Origin of the sequence: Actinomadura sp. 1N219 (assembly GCF_044326405.1) — a bacterium.
Taxonomy (GTDB): domain Bacteria; phylum Actinomycetota; class Actinomycetes; order Streptosporangiales; family Streptosporangiaceae; genus Spirillospora.
Genome location: NZ_JBIRAY010000025.1, coordinates 1 through 21,654, shown reverse-complemented (window position 1 = coordinate 21,654; position 21,654 = coordinate 1). Strand labels below are relative to the sequence as shown.

Genomic DNA, 21,654 nt, shown 5'->3' with positions numbered 1-21,654 from the left:
GGTCGCGTACGGGGCGTGCCATAGTGGTCCGCGTCACCCTGAGGAGGCACGCGTGTGAGCCCCACCAGATCACTCGCCGGGCAGCTTCTGGCCTGGCAGATGGTGATCGTGTTCGTGCTGCTCGGCTGCGTCGCGGGCTTCTCGGCGGTCCAGGCCGGCCGCGGTTTCGTCGACGCGGAGGGACGCAGGCTGCTGTCGGTCGCCGAGAACGTCGCGGCCACGCCCGGGGTGCGGACGAGCCTGGCCGACCCGGTGCGCCGCGACCCGCTGGCCACCTTCGCCGAGAGCGCCCGCACCCTGTCGGGCGCCGACGCCGTCCTCATCACCGGCCCCGACCGCCGCGTCCTCGCCTCGCCCGATCCGGGCCAGCTGCACACCACGCTGCCGCTCGGCGAGAGCACGGTGACGCGGGGCCGCGCCTGGGTCGGCGTGGTCGACGGACGGCTGGTCGCGCACGTTCCGGTCGTGGGCGCGCCGGGCGGCGGGCGCGGCCCGCACGTCGTCGGCATCGTGGCCGCGGTCGAGGCGATGCCCGGCCTGGCCGAGCGGCTCACCCACGCGCCGGGCCGCGCACTCCCCCTGCTGGGCATCGCCACCCTGCTCGGCATCGCCGGCTCGGTGCTGCTCACCTGGTGGGTCAAGCGGCAGACGCTCGGGCTGGAGCCGCGCGAGATCACCGGCCTGGTCGAGCACCGGGAGGCGCTCCTGCACGGGATCAAGGAGGGGGTGGTGGCGATGGACCCGCGGCACCGCGTCACGCTGCTCAACGACCAGGCTCGCGAGCTGCTGGCGCTGCCCGCCGGCTGCCTGGGCAGCGCGGTCGACGACCTGGAGGTCAACGAGCGGCTGCGGGACGTGCTCACCGGCCGGGCCGGCGGCGCCGACCAGATCGTGCTGCGCGCCGGCCGGGTGCTGGTGCTCAACCGGATGCCGGTCTCGCACGGCGGCCAGCGGCTCGGCGCCGTCGTGACCCTGCGCGACAGCACCGAGCTGACCGCGTTGCGCGAGGAGCTGGACACGGCCGCCCGCGCCACCGACACGCTGCGCGCCCAGGCGCACGAGTTCACCAACCGGCTGCACACGATCGCGGGGCTGGTGGAACTCGGCGAGTACGACGAGGTCCGCAACTACGTCGACCTGGTCGCCCGCACCCATCGCGACTGGCAGGAGCAGGTCACCGCGCGAATCGGCGACCCAGCGGTGGCGGCGCTGCTCATCGCCAAGGCCAGCCTGGCCGCCGAACGCGGCGTCGGGATGCGGCTGGCGGAGACCAGTGCTCTGCAGACGGTGGACGAGCGGCTGTCCGCCGACCTGGTCACCGTGGTCGGCAACCTCGTGGAGAACGCGCTGGACGCCCTCGCCGGAAGCGCCGGCGACTGGATCGAGGTGGCGGTCCACCAGGACGCCGGCGCGGTGTCGGTCGTGGTGCGCGACTCCGGCCCCGGGGTCGCCCCCGAGATCGCCACGGAGGTGTTCGCACACGGCTTCACCACCAAGGCCGCCGGATACGGGCGACGCGGCCTCGGGCTCGCGCTGACCCGGCAGGCATGCGTGCGGCGCGGCGGCTCGGTGCGGGTGCGCAACGCCGTCGGCGCCGAGTTCACCGCGGTGCTGCCGGTCGGGACGGAGGCGGCGCGGTGATCCGGGTGCTGGTGGTGGACGACGACTTCATGGTCGCCAAGATCCACAGCGGCTACGTCGAGCGGACCGAGGGTTTCACGGTGGCCGGTGTCGCGCACACCGGGGCCGACACGCTGCGCGCGGTCCGCGAACTGCGGCCCGACCTCGTCCTCCTCGACGTCTACCTGCCCGACATCGACGGCCTGACCGCACTGCGCGAGCTGCGCTCCGACCCGTCCGGCGCGGACGTCGACGTCGTGATGATCACGGCGGCGCACGACGTGGACACCATCCGGGGCGCGCTGCGCAGCGGCGCCCTGCACTATCTGATCAAACCGTTCTCCTATCCCGCGCTGCGCAGCCAGCTGGAGCACGTCGGGTCGCTGCACGACCGGCTGAACCGGCTCTCCCAGACGGGGACGGCCGGGCAGCGGGACGTGGACGACATGTTCGCCTCGCGGCCGCGCATCGCCCGGGGGCTGCCCAAGGGCCTGACCGAGCAGACCGCCGAGCTGGTGCGGCAGGCGCTGCGCGACCATCCCGGCGGCCTGTCGGCGAGCGAGTGCGCGCAGGTCACCGGGCTGTCCCGGCCGAGCAGCCGGCGCTATCTGGAGCAGTTCGCGGCGACGGGCGGCGCGGTGGTGCGGCTGCGCTACGGCAGGACGGGACGCCCGGAACGGCGCTATCACCTCCGGGGTCCCGGTCAGCCCTAGCCGGTCTTGACGGCCACGCCGCCGCTCATTTGCACGTGCTCGTCCTCGACGGCCGCGTCCTCCTCATCGGGTCGCCACCGGTGCACCAGCGTCACGCCCGGATCCACGAGGTCCAGGCCGCGGAACAGCGCCCGCACTTCGTCGTCGGTGCGCGCCTTCGCCGGGATTCCGCGGGCGGCGTATTCCTGGGCCGCTCTGACGGCCTGCGGATTGTGCGCGGTGACCGTTGAGAGGGCGAGGGCGCTACCGGTCGGCAAAGGCGCCATCAGTGCATCGATGATGCGGTGAATCTCGTCCTCGTCCACGACGAACTGGGCAATGGCGATCAGGCTCACCGCGACGGGCTGCGTTAAGTCCAGCGTGCGGGTCAGCTCCTCAGCGGACAGGATCGCCCGCACGTCGCGCAGGTCGGCGTGGATATAGGCGACGGCACCGTCGGGGAGGGTGTTGAGCAGGGCCCTGGCGTGCACCAGCACGATCGGGTCGTTGTCGACGTAAACCACCCGCGACTGGGGCGCCGCCTGCTGCACCACCTCGTGCAGATTCGGGGAAGTCGGGATACCCGTGCCGATGTCCAGGAACTGGCGGATGCCGCGCTCCCCGGCCAGGTAGCGGGCCGCTCGGACCATGTACCGCCGATTGACCCGCATCGACACCGGCATGCTGGGCGCCGCCTCCACGATCGAGGCCGCGGCTTCCCGGTCTGCCGCGAAGTTGTCCTTGCCGCCCAGCAGGTAGTCGTAGATCCGTGCCGCGTGCGGCCGGGGCGTGGAATTCATGCGCCCGCCACACCGAGGGCTGAGACGAGCGCGAGTTCGTCGGCGAAGAACCACGCCTCCTCCACCAGCCCGTCGGCCAGCCGCCAGACGCCGACCTCCAGGATCTCGATCGGCCGGCCGGTGGCCTCGACGCCGTAGAGGAGGCCGGTGTGGGTGCCGCGGATCGTCCAGATCGCCCACACCCGGTCGCCTTTGGCGATCATGTCTTCGATGTCGTCGGCGCGGTCGGCGATGGATTCCCGGGTGTAGCCGCCGCCCCGCTCGGCCAGGTGCGCCATTCCTCTGCGGTGGACCTTGTACCCAGGCGCCATGAAGCGTTTCCTGGCGTCGACCGGCGCTCGCCGCAGCTCGCGGATGATGTCGAGGTTGCGCCGTTCTTCGCGGGTGTATCCGCCCGGCTCGCCCGTCAGCAGGGATCGCATCATTCGCTTCCGAGGAAGTAGTCGTCGACGCTCATCTGCTTGTCGCTCATGCCGTAGGCGTGCATGGCGTCGGCGATCCGCTGGACGCGCTCCTGGACGGTCTGGGCGTCACCGGCTTCGACGTACCTGTTGATGATCACGTGCTGGGCGACCTCCGGTTCGATCGTCGTGAACTTCGGCAGCGCCTCCTTGACTGCGGCCGGGTTGGCGTTGGCGTACTGGGTCGCCTTGTACAGGGCCCGCTGGAAACCGGCCAGGGCCTCGGCGTTCTCCTTGGCGAACTTCTCGGAGACGATGTAGCCGCCGACCGGGTAGCCCGCGAGTTCGCCGCTCGACGTCTCGAACACGGAACGGGCGCCCAGTTCGTCGATCATGAGCGCGCGGAACGGGTCGCTGGTGCAGGTCGCGGCCACCTCTCCCGACGACAGCACGTTGGCGTGTTCCGGGGGTGAGACGGGGGTGAACTGGATGCTGTCCTCGGGCAGGCCCTGTGCCTTGAGCGCCGCCTTGACGATGAGGATGCAGATGGTGTTCGGCGACAGGACCGCCATCTTCTTGCCCTTGAGGTCGGCGAGGGTCTTCGCCGGGGAGTCCTTCTTGACGAGCACCTGCTGCGAGCCGGTCACGGCCATGTCGGTGACGGCGACCAGTTTGAGGTCGAAGCCCTTGGTGTAGAGGGTCAGGCCGCCCACGGAGTTGGTCCAGGCCATGTCGACCTGCCCGCCGACGACGGCTTCGGCGGTGCTGCCCGAGCCGAGGTCGATGTCGGCCTTGATGTTGAGGTTCTCGGCCTTGAAGAACCCCTTGTCCATGGCGATGTGCAGGGGGACGTTGCTGACGTTCGCGGGGTTGCTGACCTTGAACGTCGTCGTGCCGTCCGGTTCCTGGGTGGCCGATTCGGAACCGCCGCAGGCGGCGGGCAGGGTCAGCGTGGCGGCGACGGCGGCCGCGATGAGGGCTCGGGCGGGCCAGGGGGATCTCGCGCTGCGGAGCGGCTTGCCGAACATGAATTCTCTCCTTCGGGTCGTGACATTGCGCCGACCCCCGTGTCGGCCGGTTACGGATCAGCGGGTCGCCGGGCTCCGGCTTCCGGCGGCGTCGCCGAGCGCGGCCGCCTCCTGGATGCGCGCGGCGACCAGGCCGCGCTGCCGCACGAACGCGGGAAGCGACTTGGTGCCGATCTGGTCCCGTTCCTCGGGGAGATCGACGGAGATCTCCGTGAGGACGGTGCCGGGAGACCTGCGCACGACGATGACGCGATCGGCGAGGTAGACCGACTCGTCGATGTCGTGGGTGATGAACAGGATGGTCATCGCGAACTCCCGGCGGACCCTCCTGGTGAGGTCCTCCAGCCCGGCCCGGGTCTGGGCGTCGACGGAGGCGAACGGCTCGTCCATGAGCAGCACCCGGGGCCGGCACGCCAGGGCGCGGGCGATGGCGACCCGCTGCTGCATGCCGCCCGACAGCTGCCAGGGGTAGAGGCGGCCCTTGTCGGCCAGGCCGACGGCGGCGAGCGACTCCTCGACCCGCCGGCGGCGTTCGGTCTTGGGGAGCCCTTGGGCCTGCAGCGGGAACTCGACGTTGCGTCCCACCCGCATCCACGGGAACAGCGATCGGCTGTAGTCCTGGAAGACGACGGCGAGGCCCTCGGGGACTCCCATGATCGGCTTGTCGAACAGCCGGACCAGTCCCGACGTGGGCCGCACGAGCCCGGCGACGCACTTCAGGAGGGTCGTCTTGCCGCACCCGGACGGCCCGACGACCGACAGCAGCTCGCCCTCCCGCACGACGAAGTTGATGTCGCGCAGGGCCGTGTGGGCGGCCTCGCCCTCGCCGTAGGTCTTGGTGAGACTGCGCGCCTCGAGAATGCTCATGGTCGTCCTCCGGACGAGACGTTGCGGTGCCAGGCGAGGACCCGGCGCTCGGTGGCGAGGAACAGGACGTTGAGCCCGTATCCGAGGAGTCCGAGCAGGACGATGGCGGCCCATACGTCGATCACCTCGAACGTTCGCTGGGCGTTGATGAGGAAGTGGCCCAGTCCCGAGTCCGCGAGCAGCCATTCCGACAGGACCATGAGGATCAGGGACAGCGACAGCGTGACCCGCATGCCCGCGACGATCTTCGGTAGCGCCGCGGGGATGATGACGCGGGCGAGCCGCGTCCGCGCCGGGATACGGAAGGCGCTCACCGTCTGCAGGTACATGGGGTCGACCGACCGCACTCCCTGCATGGTGTTGAGCAGCACGGGCCAGATGCACCCGAAGGTGATCATGCCGATGCGCATGGCGTCGCCGGCCCCGAAGACCAGCAGGAACACCGGGACGAGCGCCGGTTTCGGCAGCGAGCGCAGGAAGTTCACGGGCGGGTCGACGTACCCGGCGGCGCGGGTGGAACGGCCGGCGATCAGGCCGAACGCGACCCCGATGGCCGCGCCCAGCAGCCAGCCGCTCAGCGCGCGCATGAGGCTCGGCCCGGTGTCGCTCCAGAACCGGCCGGTCAGCAGGCCGTCGGACACGGGTGCGCTGAACCAGAGTTCCCGCATCCGCACGACGATGTCGGCCGGAGGCGGAAAGAACGGCGAAGCGGCGCGTACCGTGGCCACCTGCCACAGCAGGATGACGACCGCGACCGGGGCGATCCGCAGCAGGGCGCCCTGGGAGAATCCGGTGATCGCGCGGGACCGTCCGTGCGGAAGTGCGGCGCTGTGGCTCATGACGGCCTCGCTTCGTCCCACGCCACGAGGCGCGCGGTGAGCGCTGTGGTGATCAGGTTCAGGGCATAGCCGAGGACGCCCGCCAGCACGACCGCGCCGAACACGGTGTCGGCGTTGAAGCCCGCGTAGCTGGCCCGCAGGATGAAGTAGCCGACGCCGTCCTGCGTGCCGACCGCGATCTCGGCGGCGATGGCGACGGTCAGCCCGGTGGCGAGCGCCAGCCGCAGCCCGGTGAGCATCAGCGGCAGCGCGCTCGGCAGGACGACCCGCCACCACAGCATCAGCGTCGGCACCCGGAAGCTCCGGGCCGTCTCCACCGCGACGCGGTCGACCGCCTGGACCCCGTACATGGTGTTGAACAGCAGCGGCCACGCCGTCACGAACACGACGATCGTCACCTTCATCTGCAGCCCCTGGCCCATGACCAGCACGAGCAGCGGGATGATCGCGATGCCGGGGATCGATCGGAGCGAGTCGATGAGCGGAGTGAAGGCCGCGCCCAGCAGGCGGTACGAGCCGAGCAGCACGCCCGCCGGCACCGCGACGGCGGCCGCGACCGCGATCCCCAGGAGGACGGCCGACAGCGTGGCCCAGACCTCGCCGAGGAACGCCGGATCGACCAGCAGTTCCAGCGCTCTCGGCATGATGACGCTGGCCGGCGGGAGCAGCCGCGGGTCGACGAGTTCGAGCCGCGCGAACCCCTCGAACGCGAGCGTGAGCACGGCGGCCCCGGCGAAGCCGCGTCCCAGCGCGGAGATCCTGCCGTTGCGGCGCTTGCGGTCCGCCCGGTGCCGCGGGAGCCGGAGCGCGGTGCCGGGGGCGGTCATCCCGCCTCCGCTCGTACGGTCCGCGAGCCTGGGCGGCGCGAGCGGGCGCGGCTGGCGGAGACCGCGAGGCCCGACAGCACCCCGATCGCCGTCACCGCCCCGCCCCAGCCGGCGCCGTTGAGGTCGAGCCCGAGCGCCCCGTCGGCCGCCGCCGTGCCCGGCCCGGTGAAGGCGATGCAGCAGGTGGCGGCCATGAGCACGAGCTCGTACTCGCATCCGTTGCGGCGCCGGGACAGGCCGTTGGGCAGGTGCAGGATCATGATGTTGACGAAGACGCCGATCAGCATGACCGCGCCGAGCGGGGTGAGCAGCCCGGCGGCCAGCAGCAGGCCGCCCGCCGATTCGGTCAGCCCGGCGACGGCGGCGGTGAGGCGCGGGGCCCGGTATCCCTGCCGGCCGAAGAACTCCGCGGCGCCGCCGACGCCCTCGCCGCCCCACCAGCCGAAGAGCTTCTCGGTCCCGTGGTAGAACATGATCACCCCCACGGCGACCCGGATGATGAGCAACCCGGCTTCCATCAGACGGCTCCCTTCGTCTTCTCGGTGGTGAACTCCGGCAGCACCTCGTCGATGAACAGGCGCAGCGACCGGTCGGAGGTCTCGGCGGACATGAAGCCGTAGTTGAACAGCAGCGCCATGTGCCGGATCCCCGCCGCCTCGTACTCGCGGATCTGGTCCCGGACGGACGCTGGGTCGCCGATCAGCATCGCGTGGTCGAGGAACTCGTCCGGCTTCTGCGGCGAGACGCCGACCACGCTCTTCATGTGGGCGGCGTCGCGGAGGTCCTTGACGAGGCCGAAGCTGCGGCGCTGGTGCTCGGCCATGTGGACCAGCCGCTCCCTGGTCTCCCGCTCGGCCTGCTCGCTGGTGTCAGCGAGGTAGACCTGCTTCTGCACCAGGCTCCAGTCGAGGCGTTCCCGCACCTGATCGTCGTCCAGGCCGCCTTCGCGCAGCGCCCGCTCGTAGAGGCGCCACCGTTCGCCGAGGGCCCGCGGCTTGTCGCGGGCGGTGAACAGGTACCAGCCCTTGCGTCCCGTCCACTCGGCGCCTTCGTCGCTCTGGGCCGCGCGCGCGAAGGACGGGCGGGAACGGTGGAACCCCGAGGGCATGATGCGGGTGTGGAGCGTTCCGTGCTCGAACGCGGTCCGCCACTCCAGGGGCGGGTCATCGGGGGTCTTGGCGAGCGCCGCTTCGAGGATCTCCAGGTTGTGGAGCATCTGCGCGTGCCGCTCCCCCGGGTCCCGGCCCATGCCCGCGTACTCGACGGGTGATCCGCCGGCGGCGAACCCGACGATGAGCTCGCCGCGGGTGAGGACGTCGAGCAGGTTGCACTTCTGCGCCAGCCGCATCGGGTTGTGCAGCGGAGGCACGGCCACGGCGAGCAGGAACCGTGTTCCGGGCCGTACGCGGGCGGCGAGGTGGGCGCCGAACATGAAGTTGTCGCCGTAGGTGTTGTAACCGGAGAAATGATGTTCGGTGAGCGCGATTCCCCCGAACCCGGCGTCCGTGGCCTCAAGGGCCTGGCGGGCGAGCGTGTCAATGATCTCCACGTCTTCATGGGCGCCTCGCGTCTGGGCGTTCAGGTAAATGGAGAAGCGCATCGTGGTCCTTAGTCCTCAGAATTCTGCGGAGCGGTGGGGATCAGCCCTGGGCGATGGCCGAGGCCGCGAGGCTCTCGGCCGCCTGGACGGGATGGGTGAAGCGCGGGAGGACCTCGTCGATGAAGCACCGCAGCGAGCGGCCCGCCAGCGCCGGATTCAGCCGCCCGAACCGGAACGACAGCAGCAGGTGGCCGATGCCCGCGGCCCGATGCTCCTCGATGGCGCGCGCGACCGTGTCGGGGCCGCCAACGATCATGGTGCGAGCGGGCTCCGCGGACATCCAGGGCACCTCGTCGGCGGCGGACGCGTCCGTGTCGCCGACGTACACCAGTGCCCGCGCCATCGTCCAGGTCCGCGCGAAGGCCGTGGTGGTCTCGGGGTGGCCCGCGCGGTCGAACGCGGCGTTGTACAGGACCCATGCCCGAGCCGTCTCCCCGACCGTTCCGCAATGGGTCAGCAGCGCCCGCCCGTCCCGCGCCGTGGCGATGATGGCTTCGTCCGAGTCGCCCTCCCGCAGCGTGGTGCCCTCCAGAGAGCCCGCCGCGGGCCCGCCGATCAGGCAGCCCCCGCGGGTCAGCAGATCCAGCGTCGCCCTGGACCTGGCGCACCGGATCCGGTCCCGCAGCGTGGGCTCGGCAAGCCTCAGCACGAGCTGCGCCTGGTAGATCTGCGGCGCGAGAAAGGCGGCGAACAGGAACGGATCGCCGCCGCCCCCGGCATGCTCGCCGATGCAGACGCCCGCGAACCCGTGCTGGTCGGCGAGCACGGCCTGGGCCGTGGTGGTGTCGATGGTGTCAAGGTCGTCATCAGGTCCCGGCAGCCCGGTGTTCAGATAAATCGAAAAACGCACTGTTGCCCCCTCGTCGGGCGGAGGGCGCTGCGAGGTGTATTCGCACTCTCACGGCCCTTGATTTGAAAGTCCAGTGCACCGAAAGGCTCAGGTCAACGGATTGTGCAATCCTGCACAGCCGCGGGACCTGGCACGGGAATGCGGGGCGGCCGGCACGAATTCCAATGGCTGTTCAAAACCGCACAAAGTATTGCGGCGCCGCCGGGGCCGCTCGCAGGGTATGGATTGTCACCTGCCAGGGAGGTCTCCGTGACGAGCGAGCACGACCCGGTCATCGGCCGCCTGTCGGTCTCGCGGCCGCCCGATCCGACCGGATACGGGGTCCCGGAGGACGTCTTCCGGGCGCTGGCGGGGTCGATCCCGACCGGCGTCAGCGTGGTGACGACATGCGACGACGACGGCCGCCCGGTCGGGCTGACCTCCAGTGCGGTGTGCGGCCTGTCCTGCGTCCCGCCGCTGATGCTGGTCTGCATCGACCGGCGTTCCCGCACGCTTCGGCACATCCTCGGGCGGGGCGTGTTCTGCGTGAACGTCCTGGACGCCGGGTCCGCCGGCCTCGCGGACCGCTTCGCCGGGAGCGGCGACGCCAAGTTCGCCGGGATCCCCTGGACCATGGACGCCTGCGGTGTTCCCGTCCTGGACGGTGGCACGGCGGCGCACGCGGTCTGCGACGTGAGCGATGTCCTGGACGGCGGCGACCACATGATCGTGATCGGCCTGGTCGCCGGCGGAACCGAGACGCCGGGCGCCGTGCCGCTGCTCTATCACCGCAGGCGGTACGCGGGCTTCCCCGAATCGGCCCCCAGCCGCCCGGACGCCTGAGCCGCCTGAGCCGCTTGAGCCGCCTGAGCCGGACTCCCGTTCAGCCGGAGGAAGCCTTGCGGCGCAGCCGGTCGAGATCGACGATCACCACGCTTCGTGACTCCATCCGGATCACGCCGCGGTCGGCCAGGTCGCCGAGCGCCCGGTTGACGCTCTCCCGCGACGCCCCGACGTGGTGCGCGAGCTGCTCCTGGGTGAGGTCGTGGTGGACCCGGACCCCGTCCGAGATCCGCTGGCCGAAGTGGTCGGCCATCTCCAGCAGCACCCGGGCGACCCGCCGTGGGACGTCGGAGTACAGCAGGTTCTCCACCACGTCGTTGACGCGCCGCAGCCGCCGGGCCAGGAAGCGCAGCAGATGCCACGCGGCGTCCGGCTCGGTCGACAGCCATCGCCGCATGGCCGCCGAGTCGATGCACCGCAGGTCGACGTCGGTGAGGGCCCGGGCCGTCGCCTTGCGCGGGGCCGGGTCGAACATCGTCAGCTCGCCGAAGAGGTCACCCGGGCCGAGCAGGGTGAGCAGGTGCTCCTTGCCGCCGCCCGCGGGCCGTCCCATCCGGACCTTGCCGTGCACGATCAGGAACATCGAGTCGCCTGGATCGTCCAGGGCGAAGATGACCTCGCCGCGTGCGCGCCGCATCGGCGTGGCCGCGTCGATGAGCGCCCGCGACGGTTCCGGCGGAAGGCCGGCGATACGCGGGACCTGCGAGCCGGCCGCCCGGCCGCCGAGGCCCGGCTGGGCCCGGCCACCGGGTCCCGGCTGGGCCATGTAGATCGTCATGGTGGCGTCTCCTGTCCTGACGGCACCGTTCCTTACGGCATCGGCACGTGGCGGCGCCCTTCACGGCACGCCCCGACCTCCGTTGCGGATGCCGTTACCGCGAGTATCTCCGATGGGCCATCCGATGAGAACCCCCCGAAAGCCGTGTGACCTGCGATAAGTCCGCCGGTCAGAGCTCGGCCGACCAGTCCCGGCGTTCGAGGATCTCCCTGATCCGCGCCAGGAAACGGGCCGCGTACGCCCCGTCGACGGCGCGGTGATCGAAACTCAGCGCGAGGTTGCCGACCGGGTGCACGGCGAGCGCATGGGTCCCGTCCGGCTGCGCGACGGCCACCGGACGCGGCCGGACGGCGTCGGTCGCGAGGACGGCCACCTGCGGCTGGTTGATGATCGCGCCGGTCAGCGACGTCCCATAGGGTCCGGGGTTGCTGATCGTGAACGTGCCGCCGGACAGGTCATCGGCGGTGAGGGCACGCGCCCGCGCCCGGTCCGCGAGATCACGGACGGCGCGGGCGATGCCGCGAAGCCGCCGTTCGGCGGCGCCCCTGATGACCGGCACCACGAGGCCGTCCCCGTCGAGGTCCACGGCGATGCCCAGATGGACCTGCGGATGCACCAGCAGCTCGTCGTCGCCGACCGAGGCGTTCAGGTGCGGGAAGTCGGCGAGCGCGTCGGTGACGGCCCGCGCGACGAAGGGCAGGTAGGTCAGGCCGAAGCCCTCCGCGTCCCGCCAGCGCCGCCGCTCCTTGCCGCGCACGGCATCGACCGCGCTGTAGTCCGCCTCGACGGCCATCAGCGTGTGCGGCGCCGTCGCCTTGGAGCGGACCATGTGCTCGGCCGTCCGCCGCCGGATCGCGGTGAACGGTATCCGCGTCACCTCGTCCCGATCCGGGACGGCGGGCCGAGCCGGGGCCGGACGATCCGCACGCTCGGCGATCGTGGCCATCACGTCGGCGCGGGTGATCCGCCCGTGCGTACCGCTGCCGGTGACCTCCGCCTCCGTCAAGCCGTGTTCGGCGAGCAGCCGCCGGATCAGCGGGGTGAGCGGACGGCGGCCGCCTTCCGGCTCGGACCCACCTTCCGGCTCGGCCCCATCAGATGTCGCTTCGTCCGCCGCGGGCTCCTCGGTGGAATCGGTGATGACCGCGAGCGTCGTGCCGACCGGGACGGTCTCGCCGGCCTTGACCAGGATCTCGGCGAGTATCCCGGAGGCGGGCGCCGCGACCTCGGTGTCGACCTTGTCGGTGGAGACCTCGAAGAGCGGCTCGCCCTCGGCGATCGGCGCGCCGGAGTCCTTGAGCCATTGCGAGAGCACGCCCTCGCTGACCGTCTCGCCGAGCTGGGGCATGGTGACGTTCGTTCTCACGGCCCTCCTCACCAGGCCACGGCGATGTACTTGGACTCGGTGAACTCCAGCAGCCCCTCGTGCCCGCCCTCCCGGCCGAGCCCGCTCTGCTTGGCGCCGCCGAACGGGGCGGCGGGATCGGAGACCAGACCGCGGTTGAGCCCGACCATCCCGGTGTCCAGGGCCTCCGCCACGCGAAGGCCGCGGGCCAGGTCTGCGGTGTAGACGTAGGAGACCAGCCCGTACTCGGTGTCGTTGGCGTGCCGGACGGCCTCCTCCTCGGTGTCGAACTCGACGATCGGCGCGACCGGGCCGAAGATCTCCTCGGTGAGGACCGGGGCGGCGGCGGGGACGTCGGCCAGCACGGTCGGCGGGTAGAAGAACCCGTCGCCCGCGGGCGTCCTGCCGCCGGTGAGGACGCGGGCGCCAAGCTTCACGGTCTGGTCGACCAGCTCCGCGACCTTGTCGCGGGCGTCGGCGTTGACCAGCGGGCCGAGATGCACGGAATCGTCCGTCCCAGGGCCCATCCGCACCGCGCGCATCGCCTCGGTGAACCGGCGGGAGAACTCCGGGGCGATGCCGCGCTGCACGTAGAAGCGGTTCGCCGCGGTGCACGCCTCACCGCCGTTGCGCATCTTGGCCTGCATCGCCCCGACGACGGCGGCGTCGACGTCGGCGTCGTCGAAGACCAGGAACGGCGCGTTGCCGCCGAGCTCCATCGAGCAGCTCACCACCGTGTCGGCGGCGGCCGTGAGCAGGCGGCGGCCGACCTCGGTCGACCCGGTGAACGACAGCTTGCGCACGCGGGGATCGGCCAGCATCGCGGCGACCACGCTCCCCGAGCGCGACGACGGCACCACGTTGATGACCCCGGCGGGGATTTCCGCCTCCTCGATGAGCGCACCGATCGCGAGCGCGGTCAGCGGCGTCGCGCTGGCGGGCTTGAGCACCACGGCGCATCCCGCGGCCAGCGCCGGCCCGATCTTGCGGGTGGCCATTGCCGCGGGGAAGTTCCAGGGCGTGACCAGCACCGCGACACCGATCGGCGGACGCGTGACCAGGATGCGGTTGGCGCCGTTCGGCGCCGTCTGCACCGTGCCGGCCACCCGGACGGCCTCCTCCGCGTACCAGCGGAAGAACTCGGCTGCGTAGGCGACCTCGGCACGGGCGTCCTGAAGCGTCTTGCCGTTCTCCGCCACGATCAGTCCGGCCAGGTCTTCGGCGCGTTCGGTCATGCGGTCGAAGACCGTTCGCAGCAGCTCGGCACGGCGGCGCGGAGCGGTCGCCGCCCAGCCCGGCTGGGCAGCGGCGGCCGCGCCGACGGCCGCCAGCCCGTCGTCGCGGGTCCCGTCGGCCACCGCGGCGATCGCCTCCCCCGTGGCGGGATCGCACACCGTGATCCGCGCGCCGTCTCCCGAGGGCCGCCAGTGCCCGCCGATCAGCAGGTCGCGGGGGACGTCCTTGATGAAGCCGTTGAGGTCGCTCATGAGTTCATCGCCTTCTCCACGGTGGCGGCGATGCGATCGACCGAGGGCAGGGCCAGGTCTTCGAGCGCGTCGGCGGCGGGAAGCGGAATGTGCGGCGTGGTGATCCGGACGATCGGCCCGTCGAGGTCGAAGAAGATCTCCTCGCCCGCCAGGGAGACGATCTCGGCGCCCCACCCGCACAGCCGCGGGTTCTCCTCGACCGTGAACAGCCGGCCGGTCTTGGAGATCTCGCCGAGGACGGTCCGGGTGTCCAGCGGCACCAGCGACCGGACGTCGACCACGGTGCAGTCGATGCCCGCCGCGGCCAGCTGCTCCGCCGCCTCCAGGGTGCGCGGCACCATGCTTCCCAGCGTGACGAGCGTGGCGTCCCCGCCCTGCCGCAGGACGTTCGCACGGCCGAGCTCGTCGACGAGCTCCCCGTCGGGGACGTCCTGCTTGGCGGAGTAGAGCGCCTTCTGCTCCAGCACGACGACCGGGTCGGAGTCGCGGATCGCGGCGGCCAGCAGCCCGACGACGTCGCGCGGCGTGGCCGGGACGACGACCTTGAGTCCCGGCACCGCCATCACCCAGTTCTCCACGCTCTGCGAATGCTGCGCGCCGAACCGCAGCCCGCCGCCGTTCCCGGCCCGGATCACCAGCGGGAACGTCACCTGCCCGTTGGTCATGTAGCGGCTCTTGGCGATCTCGTTGACGACGATGTCCCAGCAGACGGCGAAGAAGTCGCTGAACATGATCTCGGCGATCGGGCGCAGGCCCGTCATCGCCGCGCCCATCGCCGCCCCCAGGATCGCCTGCTCGCTGATCGGGGTGTCGCGGACCCGGCGCGGGCCGAACTCGTCCAGCAGCCCGGCCGTGCCCTTGAACACGCCGCCGGCGGCGGCGACGTCCTCGCCGAGGAACACCACCCGCTCGTCCCGGCGCATCTCCTGCGCGATCCCCCGGGCGACCGCGGCCCGGTAGGTCAGTTCCGCCATGACGCGCCTCCGTCCGCCCACACGTCCGTCATCAGCAGGTCCTCGCCGGGCGGCGCACCGGCCTTGGCCGCCGCGGTCGCCGCTTCGACGGCGGCGGCAGCGGCCGCCTCGATCTCCACCAGATCCGCCTCCGGGACCCCGTCGCCCACCAGCCGCTCGCGGTATGCGGGCACCGGGTCGCGGGCCAGCCACGCGTCCACCTCGGCCTGCGGCCGGTACTTGCCGGGGTCGGCGCGGGAATGCCCGCCGTGCCGGTACGTCAGCGCCTCGATCAGGCTCGGCCCGCCGCCGTCCCTGGCCCGTGCCAAGGCGCTCGTCGCGACCTCGTACACCGCGTCGGCGTCGTTGCCGTCCACGACGATCGGCTCCAGCCCGTAGGCCGAAGCACGGTCGGCCGCCGGCCGCGCGACGGCCGTCACGTCACCGATCGGGGTGTACTCCATGTAGAGGTTGTTCTCGCAGACGAACACCACCGGCAGCGTCCAGACCGCGGCGAAGTTCAGCGCCTCGTGGAAGGCACCGATGTTAGTGGTGCCGTCGCCGAAGAAGCAGACCGCGACCTGCCCGCTCTCCCGGTACTGGGCGCTCCAGGCGGCGCCGCACGCGATCGGCAGATGCGCCCCGATGATCGCGTACGAGCCCATCACGCCGTGGTCGACGCTGGTCAGATGCATCGAACCGCCCTTGCCCGCCATCAGGCCGTTCGCCCGCCCGAGCAGCTCGGCCAGCACCGGCGTCATCGGCACCCCGCGGGCCAGGGTGTGCGCATGCCCGCGATAGGTGGCGAACGTGTAGTCGTCCGGCCGCATCGCGACGCCGAACGCGGCCGCGATCGCCTCCTGGCCGAGCGACAGGTGGCTGGTGCCCTTGACCAGGTTCTGCAGGAACAAGTCGTAGGCCCGGCGCTCGAACGTTCGCAGCTCGACCAGCGACCGGTAGATCTCCCGCCGGTGCGGGCTCGCCGTCGATGTCGCCATGGTGTCCCCCTCGGCTCCTTGACGTGGTCTCGTCGCGGACATCACGCGTCCAGCCCGTCGTCGACCACGGCGTCCTCGGGGACGAGCTTGATCCCGGAGCGGCGGGCCTGCTCCAGGATCAGCGTCGCGAAGTCCTCGTCCCGGTGCCCGGCGCCGACGGCCGAGGCCACGAGCTGCGCGGTCGCGGCCGCGACCGGCATCGGCACCTCCAGCTCGCGGGCCGCGTCCAGGCCGAGGTCGAAGTCCTTGCGCAGCAGCGGCATCGTGAACGTCGGCGTGAAGTCGAGGTTGACCAGCGCCGGCGTCTTGTAGCGGGTGAACACCGATCCCATGACCGAGTTGTTGAGGAAGTCGAGGAACCCGGCGCGGTCGCCGCCACCCCGCTCCGCCAGCACGACGATCTCCGCCAGGGCCTGCGTCACCACGCCGAGGAAGACGTTGTGGCAGATCTTCACCAGCCGCGCGGTCTCCTCCTCGCCGACGTACGTCACGCCGCGGCCGAGCGGCTCCAGCACCGGACGCATCCGGTCGAACACCGGACGCGGCCCGGAGACCGCCAGCGTGAGCAGCCCGGACTCCACCACCTTCGGATTGCCGCTCACCGGCGCGGCGAGGAACCCGGCGCCGCGCTTGGCCACCGCGCGCCGCACGTCCGCCGAGGCGGCGGACGACACCGTCGAGGAGTCGACCAGCACGCTCGGGACACGCTCCGGATCAGTCAGCAGACCGCCGTCCCCGGTCGTCACCGCCACCAGGTCCGCCGAGGCGGCCACCATGGTGAAGACCACGTCCCGGCCGGCGAGCTCGACCGGGCGGTCCACGACCGTGGCCCCCGCTTCGGCCAGCGGCACGGCCTTGGCCCGGGTCCGGTTGTAGACGGCGACGTCGTACCCGGCAGCCAGCAGCCTGCGGGCCATCGCCGCGCCCATCCTGCCCGCGCCGATCCACCCGATCTTCATCGAGGGCGCATCACCGGAAGAGGTCATCGGAACACCTTTTTCATCGGATGAGTGGGGGATTGCGAAATCGTCACCACAACACCCTCATCAGGTCAATGCATCTACCGATTACTGTGCAGAACCGCACAATTCATTCCGCCGGGTTCCGGTGAAGCGGCAGCATCGAGGCATATTGCGGCCACACAGTTCGATCGTTGGGGTGTCATGAACCGTCGCGTCCGGCCAATTCGGATCGGCACGCTGAGCCCGCCGGTATTCCTCGACGTCGCCATCGGCCTCGGCGAAACCGCCGAGGCGGGCCTGGAGGTGGAAACGGTCTCAGGACCGTCCTCCGCGGACCAGTTCGCGGCGCTGCTGCGGGGCGAACTCGACGCCGTGATCACCAGTGCGGACAACGTGGTGACCTACCGGTGCGTCCCCGGCAACCCGCTCGGCATGACGGCCGATGTGCGGATCGCCGCCGCGATCGACCGGGGGCTGGGACTTTCGCTGTTCGCCGCACCCGGGATACGCGCCGCCGAGGACCTGAACGGGGGCGTGCTCGGCGTCGACGTGCCGGTCTCGGGCTTCGCGTTCACCGCGTACGAACTGCTCGCGCGCCTCGGCCTGTCCGCGGGTTCCGACCTGACCGTCGAGCAGCTCGGGCCGACACCGCTGCGGGCCCGCGCCCTGGCCGCCGGCACGTGCACGGCCACCGTGCTCAACGCGGGCAGCGACCTGCGCGCCGAGGAACAGGGCTGCCGCCGGCTCGCCCGCGCCACCGCGCTCGGGCCGTACCTCGGCGCCGTCCTGGCCTCCACGGGCCGGACGATCGACGCCGACGACGGCCGGCTGCGCTCCCTCGTGCGGATCCTGACGCACACGAGCGCACGGCTGACGTCCGGCGAACTGCGCGAGGAGACCGTGCGGGCCGCGGTCGAGCGTCTCGGACTGTCCGTCCCGGCCGCCCGCCGCTACGCCGACACACTGGCCGACCCCGACGAGGGCCTGATCCCCCAGGGACGGGTGCCCGCGGCCGCGCTGGAAACCCTGCTCACACTCCGGCGCCGGCACGCACCGGCCACGTCCTGCGTCCCGGACTCCGGGCTGATCGACGACCGCTTTCTGTAACGACGAGGGAGACGACATTGAACGCTCTGCCGGCACCGGCCGCACCCGGGCGCATGGCGGTCGACTTCGAGGAACGGGTCGACTTCCGGCGCCTGCACGACTACCGGCTGCGCCGGGCTCGGCAGGCACTGGAGGACACGGACCTCGGCGCCGTCCTGTGCTTCGACGTCAACAACATCCGGTACCTGACCAGCACGATGATCGGCGAGTGGGCGCGCGACAAGGTCTGCCGGTACACGCTGCTCACCCGGGGCGGCGCCGAGCCCGTCCTGTGGGACTTCGGCTCAGCCGCCCGGCACCACCGCCTCCACGCCCCATGGCTGCCGCCGGAGAACTCCCGGGCGGGGATGCTCGGACTACGCGGCTCGGTCGCACCGGACGCCGGACTGTTCGAACGCGCCGTAACCGAGATCAAGGACCTGCTCGCCCAGGCCGGACTCGCCAATGCCCCCCTCGGCGTGGACATCGTCGAGCCGCCCATGCTCTTCGAACTCGCCCGGCAAGGCCTGGACGTACGGGACGGCCAGCAGGTCATGCTCGACGCCCGGCAGATCAAGTCCCCCGACGAGATCATGCTGCTGTCGACGGCGGCGGCCATGGTGGACGGGGTGTACACCGACATCGCCGAGGCGCTAAAGCCCGGCATCCGCGAGAACGAGATCGTCGCCCTGGCCAACCGGCGGCTCTACGAGATGGGATCCGACGACGTCGAAGCCGTCAACGCGGTCTCCGGCGAACGCTGCAACCCGCATCCGCACAACTTCTCCGACCGCATCATCCGCCCCGGCGACCAGGCGTTCTTCGACATCATCCAGTCCTTCAACGGCTACCGCACCTGCTACTACCGCACCTTCGGCGTCGGCCGGGCCACAACGTCACAGCACGACGCGTACACCCGCGCCCGCGAATGGATCGACGCCGCCATCGCCCTGGTCAAACCCGGTACCACCACCGACGAAATAGCCCGCGCCTGGCCGAAGGCGACCGACTTCGGCTTCGCCGACGAGTACGAGGCATTCGGCCTGCAGTTCGGCCACGGCCTCGGCCTCGCTCTGCATGAGCGGCCGATCATTTCCCGTCTCAATTCCCTCGACCACCCGGTAGAACTCAAAGAGGGAATGGTCTTCGCACTGGAAACCTACTGCCCGGCCAACGACGGCTACTCCGCCGCCCGCATCGAAGAAGAGGTCGTGGTCACCCCCGACGGACCACGCATTCTCACACTTTTCCCAGCCGACCGACTCTTCGTCGCAAACGCCTACTGACAACCGAACAGCACCTCCGACAGCTCAGTGATCGGTGCCACCGGGATACGGACGGCGCAGCCGTCGCTCACCCGCTCGGGCACTGGACGTCCTTGAGGAGACGGCGATGCGTTCCGCCCTGCCGTCCGGGACGAGATAGGGCCCCGCGTGGAACTGATGATGGCACGTTGTGACGGAATGGCACCTGCGCCATCGAGAGGCTCGTCGTACTTCACGTTCGACTTCAGGAACGGGTCAATTGGCCTTCTGGGTGTTGCTGTCCCAGCCGTGGGTGGTGAAGGTGGTGCCGTTCAGGTAGGCGCGGATGCCGGTGGCGGGATAGGGGATGGTGTTGGAGGGCAGGAGCTGGGGGTCGCACCAGTGGAGCTTGCCGCATTTGTGGGGTTCGGCGTTATAGGGGTCTCCGGTCCAGCGGGTTGTGGCGAAGAACAGGCCGAGTCGGGCGTGGTCGGGGTGTCGGCGGTGGTGGACGACGGTGGTCAGCACGAGGTCGGCGGGATCGATGCGCACACCGACCTCCTCGTAGGCCTCTCGGGCGGCGCCGTGGTGGGCGGGTTCGCCTTCGTCGAGGTGGCCTGAGGGGAGGTGCAGCATGCCGTCGCAGTAGCCGGTGCCCTGGCGTTCCAGCAGGAGGATCTCGTCGCCGCGTTCGAGGATGACGTGGACGTCCACGATGGATCGGTAGCGGTCGGTCATGCTGCCCCTTCGGCGCCGGGTGGTGCGGGTCAGGAAGGGGCTGACAGTAGTGGCAGTGCTGTAGTGACCACGCGGGATGCGAGTGATTCGGTGGTGGTTGCGGTCGAGTCGAGTTCCAGGATGCAGATCCCCTGGGCGGCGTAGAGGGCGGAGACGGTCTGAACCGGAACGCGGTGACGCCGTGGGCGGTTCGCAGGTCGGTCATTTCTTCGATGATGTTGGCGGGGGTGCGGGTGCGGGTCGTGATGTCGGGGTTGGCGGAAACGGCGGCTCCGCAGAATGAGCAGTCGGACGGGCAACCACGGGTTCCATCCACATCACGCTGGGCAGCTCGGTCCATGCGTGGTGGTCGTCCAGCAGGCGGCGACGCGCGTTTCGGCCTTGCCCAGCACGAGGGCTTGGCGGCGGCGCATCCGTGGGTCAGTGAGCATCCGGGCGGGCATCGCCTTGGCCTGGTGCCCGCCGACCATCACTTTGACGGCGTGGTCAAGCCGGTCGGCGATATGCGCGGAGACCTCGTAAGTGGGGTCTCCACAGCCGACTTGGGTGGTACACGATCACGTCATCGTTCAGGGCCGTCGTGAAATGGCGTTGAGGATTGAGCCTGAATCGTTCCTCCAAACTGGCTACGCGGGTTCGATTCCCGTCGCCCGCTCCCATGAAGAAGACCCCTGGGTGTCCGGTTTCCCGGCAGGACGGGGCGGGCTCAGGTGGGTGTCTTTGTCCAGTGGCGGAAGCGGGTGGTGAAATCGGTCATGGTGAGCGCGGAGCGGGGGGCGGGTGGGTCGCCCATGGCGCCGATGACGTGGATGAGGGTCGGGCCGTCCGTGTTCGCCGCGCTGGTCAGGGCTTCCTGTAGGGCGGCGGGGTCGTCCACGGTCTCTGTGGTGGCGTAGCCGAAGGTCGCGCCGACGTCGTGTGCGCAGCCGGGGTCGACGACGCGCTGGCCCCCGGTGCTCTCCCATCCGCCGTTCCAGTGCACGATGTGGGTCAGGGGGATTCCGGCGAGTCCGATCGTCGCGGTGCCCGACAGGCCCATGAGGTGGTTGCCGTCGCCTTCGAGCGCGGCGGCGGGACGGCCGGCGAGTGTCATGCCCGCCGCCACGGCCGGGGCCAGGCCCATCCCGGCCAGCAGGTGGACGACATGGTCGCCGTCCCCGGCGGCCACGACCTCGCGGGACAGGAAGCCGTTCCCCACGACGAGGGGGCGGCCGGTGTCGGCCGTCCAGGCGAGCACGGCGGAGGCGAGGGCCGCTCGGGAGACGTGGCGGGTCACGGCTTCACCAGAAGGGCGTAAGGGCGGCGCTTCGTACGGCATTCGGCCGCCCTCGTCCGGCATCGGGACGGGTCGGCGCCGTCCTGGGGCACTATGTCGTGTTCGATGCCGACCGCGGTCAGCAGGGGCAATGTCCGGTCGCCCATCACCGTGTGGTGGGGCAGCTTGTCCGTCCCGGCGCCTGCCCAGCCTATGACGAGGGTGAGCGGGACGCCGGCGCCGATGGCGAGCGAGACGATCGCGTCGAGGGACGTGCCCAAGCCGGCGTTCTTCATGAAGACGGCGTAGCGCTCGCCGGCCAGGTCCGCGCCGACCGCCATGGCGACGGCCACGTCCTCGCGGGCGGTGAACGTCACCGGCATCCGCTCGGACATCGCGTCCAGGACGGCGGCGAGCTGGGAGTCGGGGACGCCGACGGCGCGCCGGATCCCGGCGTGCTCC

23 protein-coding genes are annotated in these 21,654 nt (G+C 71.1%); 5 read left to right on the top strand and 18 right to left on the bottom strand.

From position 1 onward, the window contains the following. Positions 1-54: 54 nt before the first annotated feature. The gene (locus ACH35V_RS40255) at positions 55-1,641 is read left to right on the top strand and encodes an ATP-binding protein (RefSeq protein ID WP_395980158.1); all 1,587 of its coding nucleotides are present in this window, start codon (positions 55-57) and stop codon (positions 1,639-1,641) included. Continuing rightward, positions 1,638-2,333 carry a response regulator gene (locus ACH35V_RS40250; RefSeq protein ID WP_395980157.1) on the top strand — a complete coding sequence of 232 codons (696 nt, stop codon included), beginning with the start codon at positions 1,638-1,640 and terminating at the stop codon, positions 2,331-2,333. Before ACH35V_RS40255 ends, ACH35V_RS40250 begins: the two co-directional genes overlap by 4 nt. Here ACH35V_RS40250 and ACH35V_RS40245 read toward each other — a convergent pair. From ACH35V_RS40245 to ACH35V_RS40205, 9 genes are read right to left on the bottom strand one after another with little or no spacing between them, the layout of a single operon-like run. After that, the gene (locus ACH35V_RS40245; protein WP_395980156.1) at positions 2,330-3,112 is read right to left on the bottom strand and encodes an SAM-dependent methyltransferase; all 783 of its coding nucleotides are present in this window, start codon (positions 3,110-3,112) and stop codon (positions 2,330-2,332) included. The genes ACH35V_RS40250 and ACH35V_RS40245 overlap by 4 nt on opposite strands. Beyond that, on the bottom strand, positions 3,109-3,534 hold the full coding sequence (locus ACH35V_RS40240; RefSeq protein ID WP_395980155.1) for an ester cyclase: 426 nt from the start codon (positions 3,532-3,534) through the stop codon (positions 3,109-3,111). Before ACH35V_RS40240 ends, ACH35V_RS40245 begins: the two co-directional genes overlap by 4 nt. After that, on the bottom strand, positions 3,534-4,541 hold the full coding sequence (locus tag ACH35V_RS40235; RefSeq protein WP_395980154.1) for an ABC transporter substrate-binding protein: 1,008 nt from the start codon (positions 4,539-4,541) through the stop codon (positions 3,534-3,536). Before ACH35V_RS40235 ends, ACH35V_RS40240 begins: the two co-directional genes overlap by 1 nt. A 57-nt stretch (positions 4,542-4,598) precedes the next feature. Then, a complete protein-coding gene (locus ACH35V_RS40230; RefSeq protein WP_395980153.1) occupies positions 4,599-5,408 on the bottom strand; it encodes an ABC transporter ATP-binding protein in 810 nt (269 codons plus the stop codon). Further along, entirely contained in the window at positions 5,405-6,247 is an 843-nt protein-coding gene (locus tag ACH35V_RS40225; protein WP_395980152.1) for an ABC transporter permease, read from the bottom strand. The genes ACH35V_RS40230 and ACH35V_RS40225 overlap by 4 nt, the downstream gene beginning before the upstream one ends. Next, the gene (locus tag ACH35V_RS40220) at positions 6,244-7,074 is read right to left on the bottom strand and encodes an ABC transporter permease (RefSeq protein WP_395980151.1); all 831 of its coding nucleotides are present in this window, start codon (positions 7,072-7,074) and stop codon (positions 6,244-6,246) included. Before ACH35V_RS40220 ends, ACH35V_RS40225 begins: the two co-directional genes overlap by 4 nt. Next, positions 7,071-7,592 carry a DoxX family protein gene (locus ACH35V_RS40215; RefSeq protein ID WP_395980150.1) on the bottom strand — a complete coding sequence of 174 codons (522 nt, stop codon included), beginning with the start codon at positions 7,590-7,592 and terminating at the stop codon, positions 7,071-7,073. Before ACH35V_RS40215 ends, ACH35V_RS40220 begins: the two co-directional genes overlap by 4 nt. After that, positions 7,592-8,674, bottom strand: coding sequence for an LLM class flavin-dependent oxidoreductase (locus ACH35V_RS40210; RefSeq protein ID WP_395980149.1), 1,083 nt, complete (start codon positions 8,672-8,674; stop codon positions 7,592-7,594). Before ACH35V_RS40210 ends, ACH35V_RS40215 begins: the two co-directional genes overlap by 1 nt. Positions 8,675-8,714: 40 nt before the next feature. Beyond that, positions 8,715-9,524 carry an LLM class flavin-dependent oxidoreductase gene (locus tag ACH35V_RS40205; protein WP_395980148.1) on the bottom strand — a complete coding sequence of 270 codons (810 nt, stop codon included), beginning with the start codon at positions 9,522-9,524 and terminating at the stop codon, positions 8,715-8,717. 249 nt (positions 9,525-9,773) lie between these two features. Between ACH35V_RS40205 and ACH35V_RS40200 the strand changes: the two genes are divergently transcribed. Further along, positions 9,774-10,346, top strand: coding sequence for a flavin reductase family protein (locus tag ACH35V_RS40200; RefSeq protein ID WP_395980147.1), 573 nt, complete (start codon positions 9,774-9,776; stop codon positions 10,344-10,346). A gap of 40 nt (positions 10,347-10,386) precedes the next feature. Here the strand turns inward: ACH35V_RS40200 and ACH35V_RS40195 are convergent, their stop codons facing one another. The 6 genes from ACH35V_RS40195 to ACH35V_RS40170 form a co-directional block, all read right to left on the bottom strand. Then, positions 10,387-11,124 carry a Crp/Fnr family transcriptional regulator gene (locus ACH35V_RS40195; protein ID WP_395980146.1) on the bottom strand — a complete coding sequence of 246 codons (738 nt, stop codon included), beginning with the start codon at positions 11,122-11,124 and terminating at the stop codon, positions 10,387-10,389. A gap of 169 nt (positions 11,125-11,293) precedes the next feature. Then, positions 11,294-12,490, bottom strand: a complete 1,197-nt coding sequence (locus ACH35V_RS40190) for a dihydrolipoamide acetyltransferase family protein (protein ID WP_395980145.1) — start codon at positions 12,488-12,490, stop codon at positions 11,294-11,296. An 8-nt stretch (positions 12,491-12,498) separates the two neighbouring features. Then, complete coding sequence (locus ACH35V_RS40185; protein WP_395980144.1) at positions 12,499-13,956, bottom strand: NAD-dependent succinate-semialdehyde dehydrogenase; 1,458 nt, start codon at positions 13,954-13,956, stop codon at positions 12,499-12,501. Continuing rightward, a complete protein-coding gene (locus tag ACH35V_RS40180; protein WP_395980143.1) occupies positions 13,953-14,930 on the bottom strand; it encodes an alpha-ketoacid dehydrogenase subunit beta in 978 nt (325 codons plus the stop codon). The genes ACH35V_RS40185 and ACH35V_RS40180 overlap by 4 nt, the downstream gene beginning before the upstream one ends. Beyond that, positions 14,918-15,907 carry a thiamine pyrophosphate-dependent dehydrogenase E1 component subunit alpha gene (locus tag ACH35V_RS40175; protein WP_395980142.1) on the bottom strand — a complete coding sequence of 330 codons (990 nt, stop codon included), beginning with the start codon at positions 15,905-15,907 and terminating at the stop codon, positions 14,918-14,920. The genes ACH35V_RS40180 and ACH35V_RS40175 overlap by 13 nt, the downstream gene beginning before the upstream one ends. Before the next feature lie 41 nt (positions 15,908-15,948). Then, positions 15,949-16,893: an NAD(P)-dependent oxidoreductase gene (locus tag ACH35V_RS40170; protein ID WP_395980141.1), complete on the bottom strand. Its 945-nt coding sequence runs from the start codon at positions 16,891-16,893 to the stop codon at positions 15,949-15,951. A gap of 177 nt (positions 16,894-17,070) precedes the next feature. Here ACH35V_RS40170 and ACH35V_RS40165 point away from each other — a divergent pair, with 177 nt between their 5' ends. Further along, entirely contained in the window at positions 17,071-17,976 is a 906-nt protein-coding gene (locus ACH35V_RS40165) for an ABC transporter substrate-binding protein (protein WP_395980140.1), read from the top strand. 17 nt (positions 17,977-17,993) lie between these two features. Then, positions 17,994-19,241: a M24 family metallopeptidase gene (locus tag ACH35V_RS40160; RefSeq protein WP_395980139.1), complete on the top strand. Its 1,248-nt coding sequence runs from the start codon at positions 17,994-17,996 to the stop codon at positions 19,239-19,241. A gap of 234 nt (positions 19,242-19,475) precedes the next feature. Here ACH35V_RS40160 and ACH35V_RS40155 read toward each other — a convergent pair whose 3' ends face one another. The 3 genes from ACH35V_RS40155 to ACH35V_RS40145 all read right to left on the bottom strand — a co-directional run. Then, positions 19,476-19,937, bottom strand: coding sequence for an NUDIX domain-containing protein (locus ACH35V_RS40155; RefSeq protein WP_395980138.1), 462 nt, complete (start codon positions 19,935-19,937; stop codon positions 19,476-19,478). A gap of 706 nt (positions 19,938-20,643) precedes the next feature. Further along, positions 20,644-21,213: a thiamine pyrophosphate-dependent enzyme gene (locus tag ACH35V_RS40150; RefSeq protein ID WP_395980137.1), complete on the bottom strand. Its 570-nt coding sequence runs from the start codon at positions 21,211-21,213 to the stop codon at positions 20,644-20,646. Further along, the coding region (locus tag ACH35V_RS40145; protein WP_395980136.1) for a thiamine pyrophosphate-binding protein at positions 21,210-21,654 on the bottom strand (445 nt) is incomplete at its 5' end. The genes ACH35V_RS40145 and ACH35V_RS40150, both read right to left, overlap by 4 nt.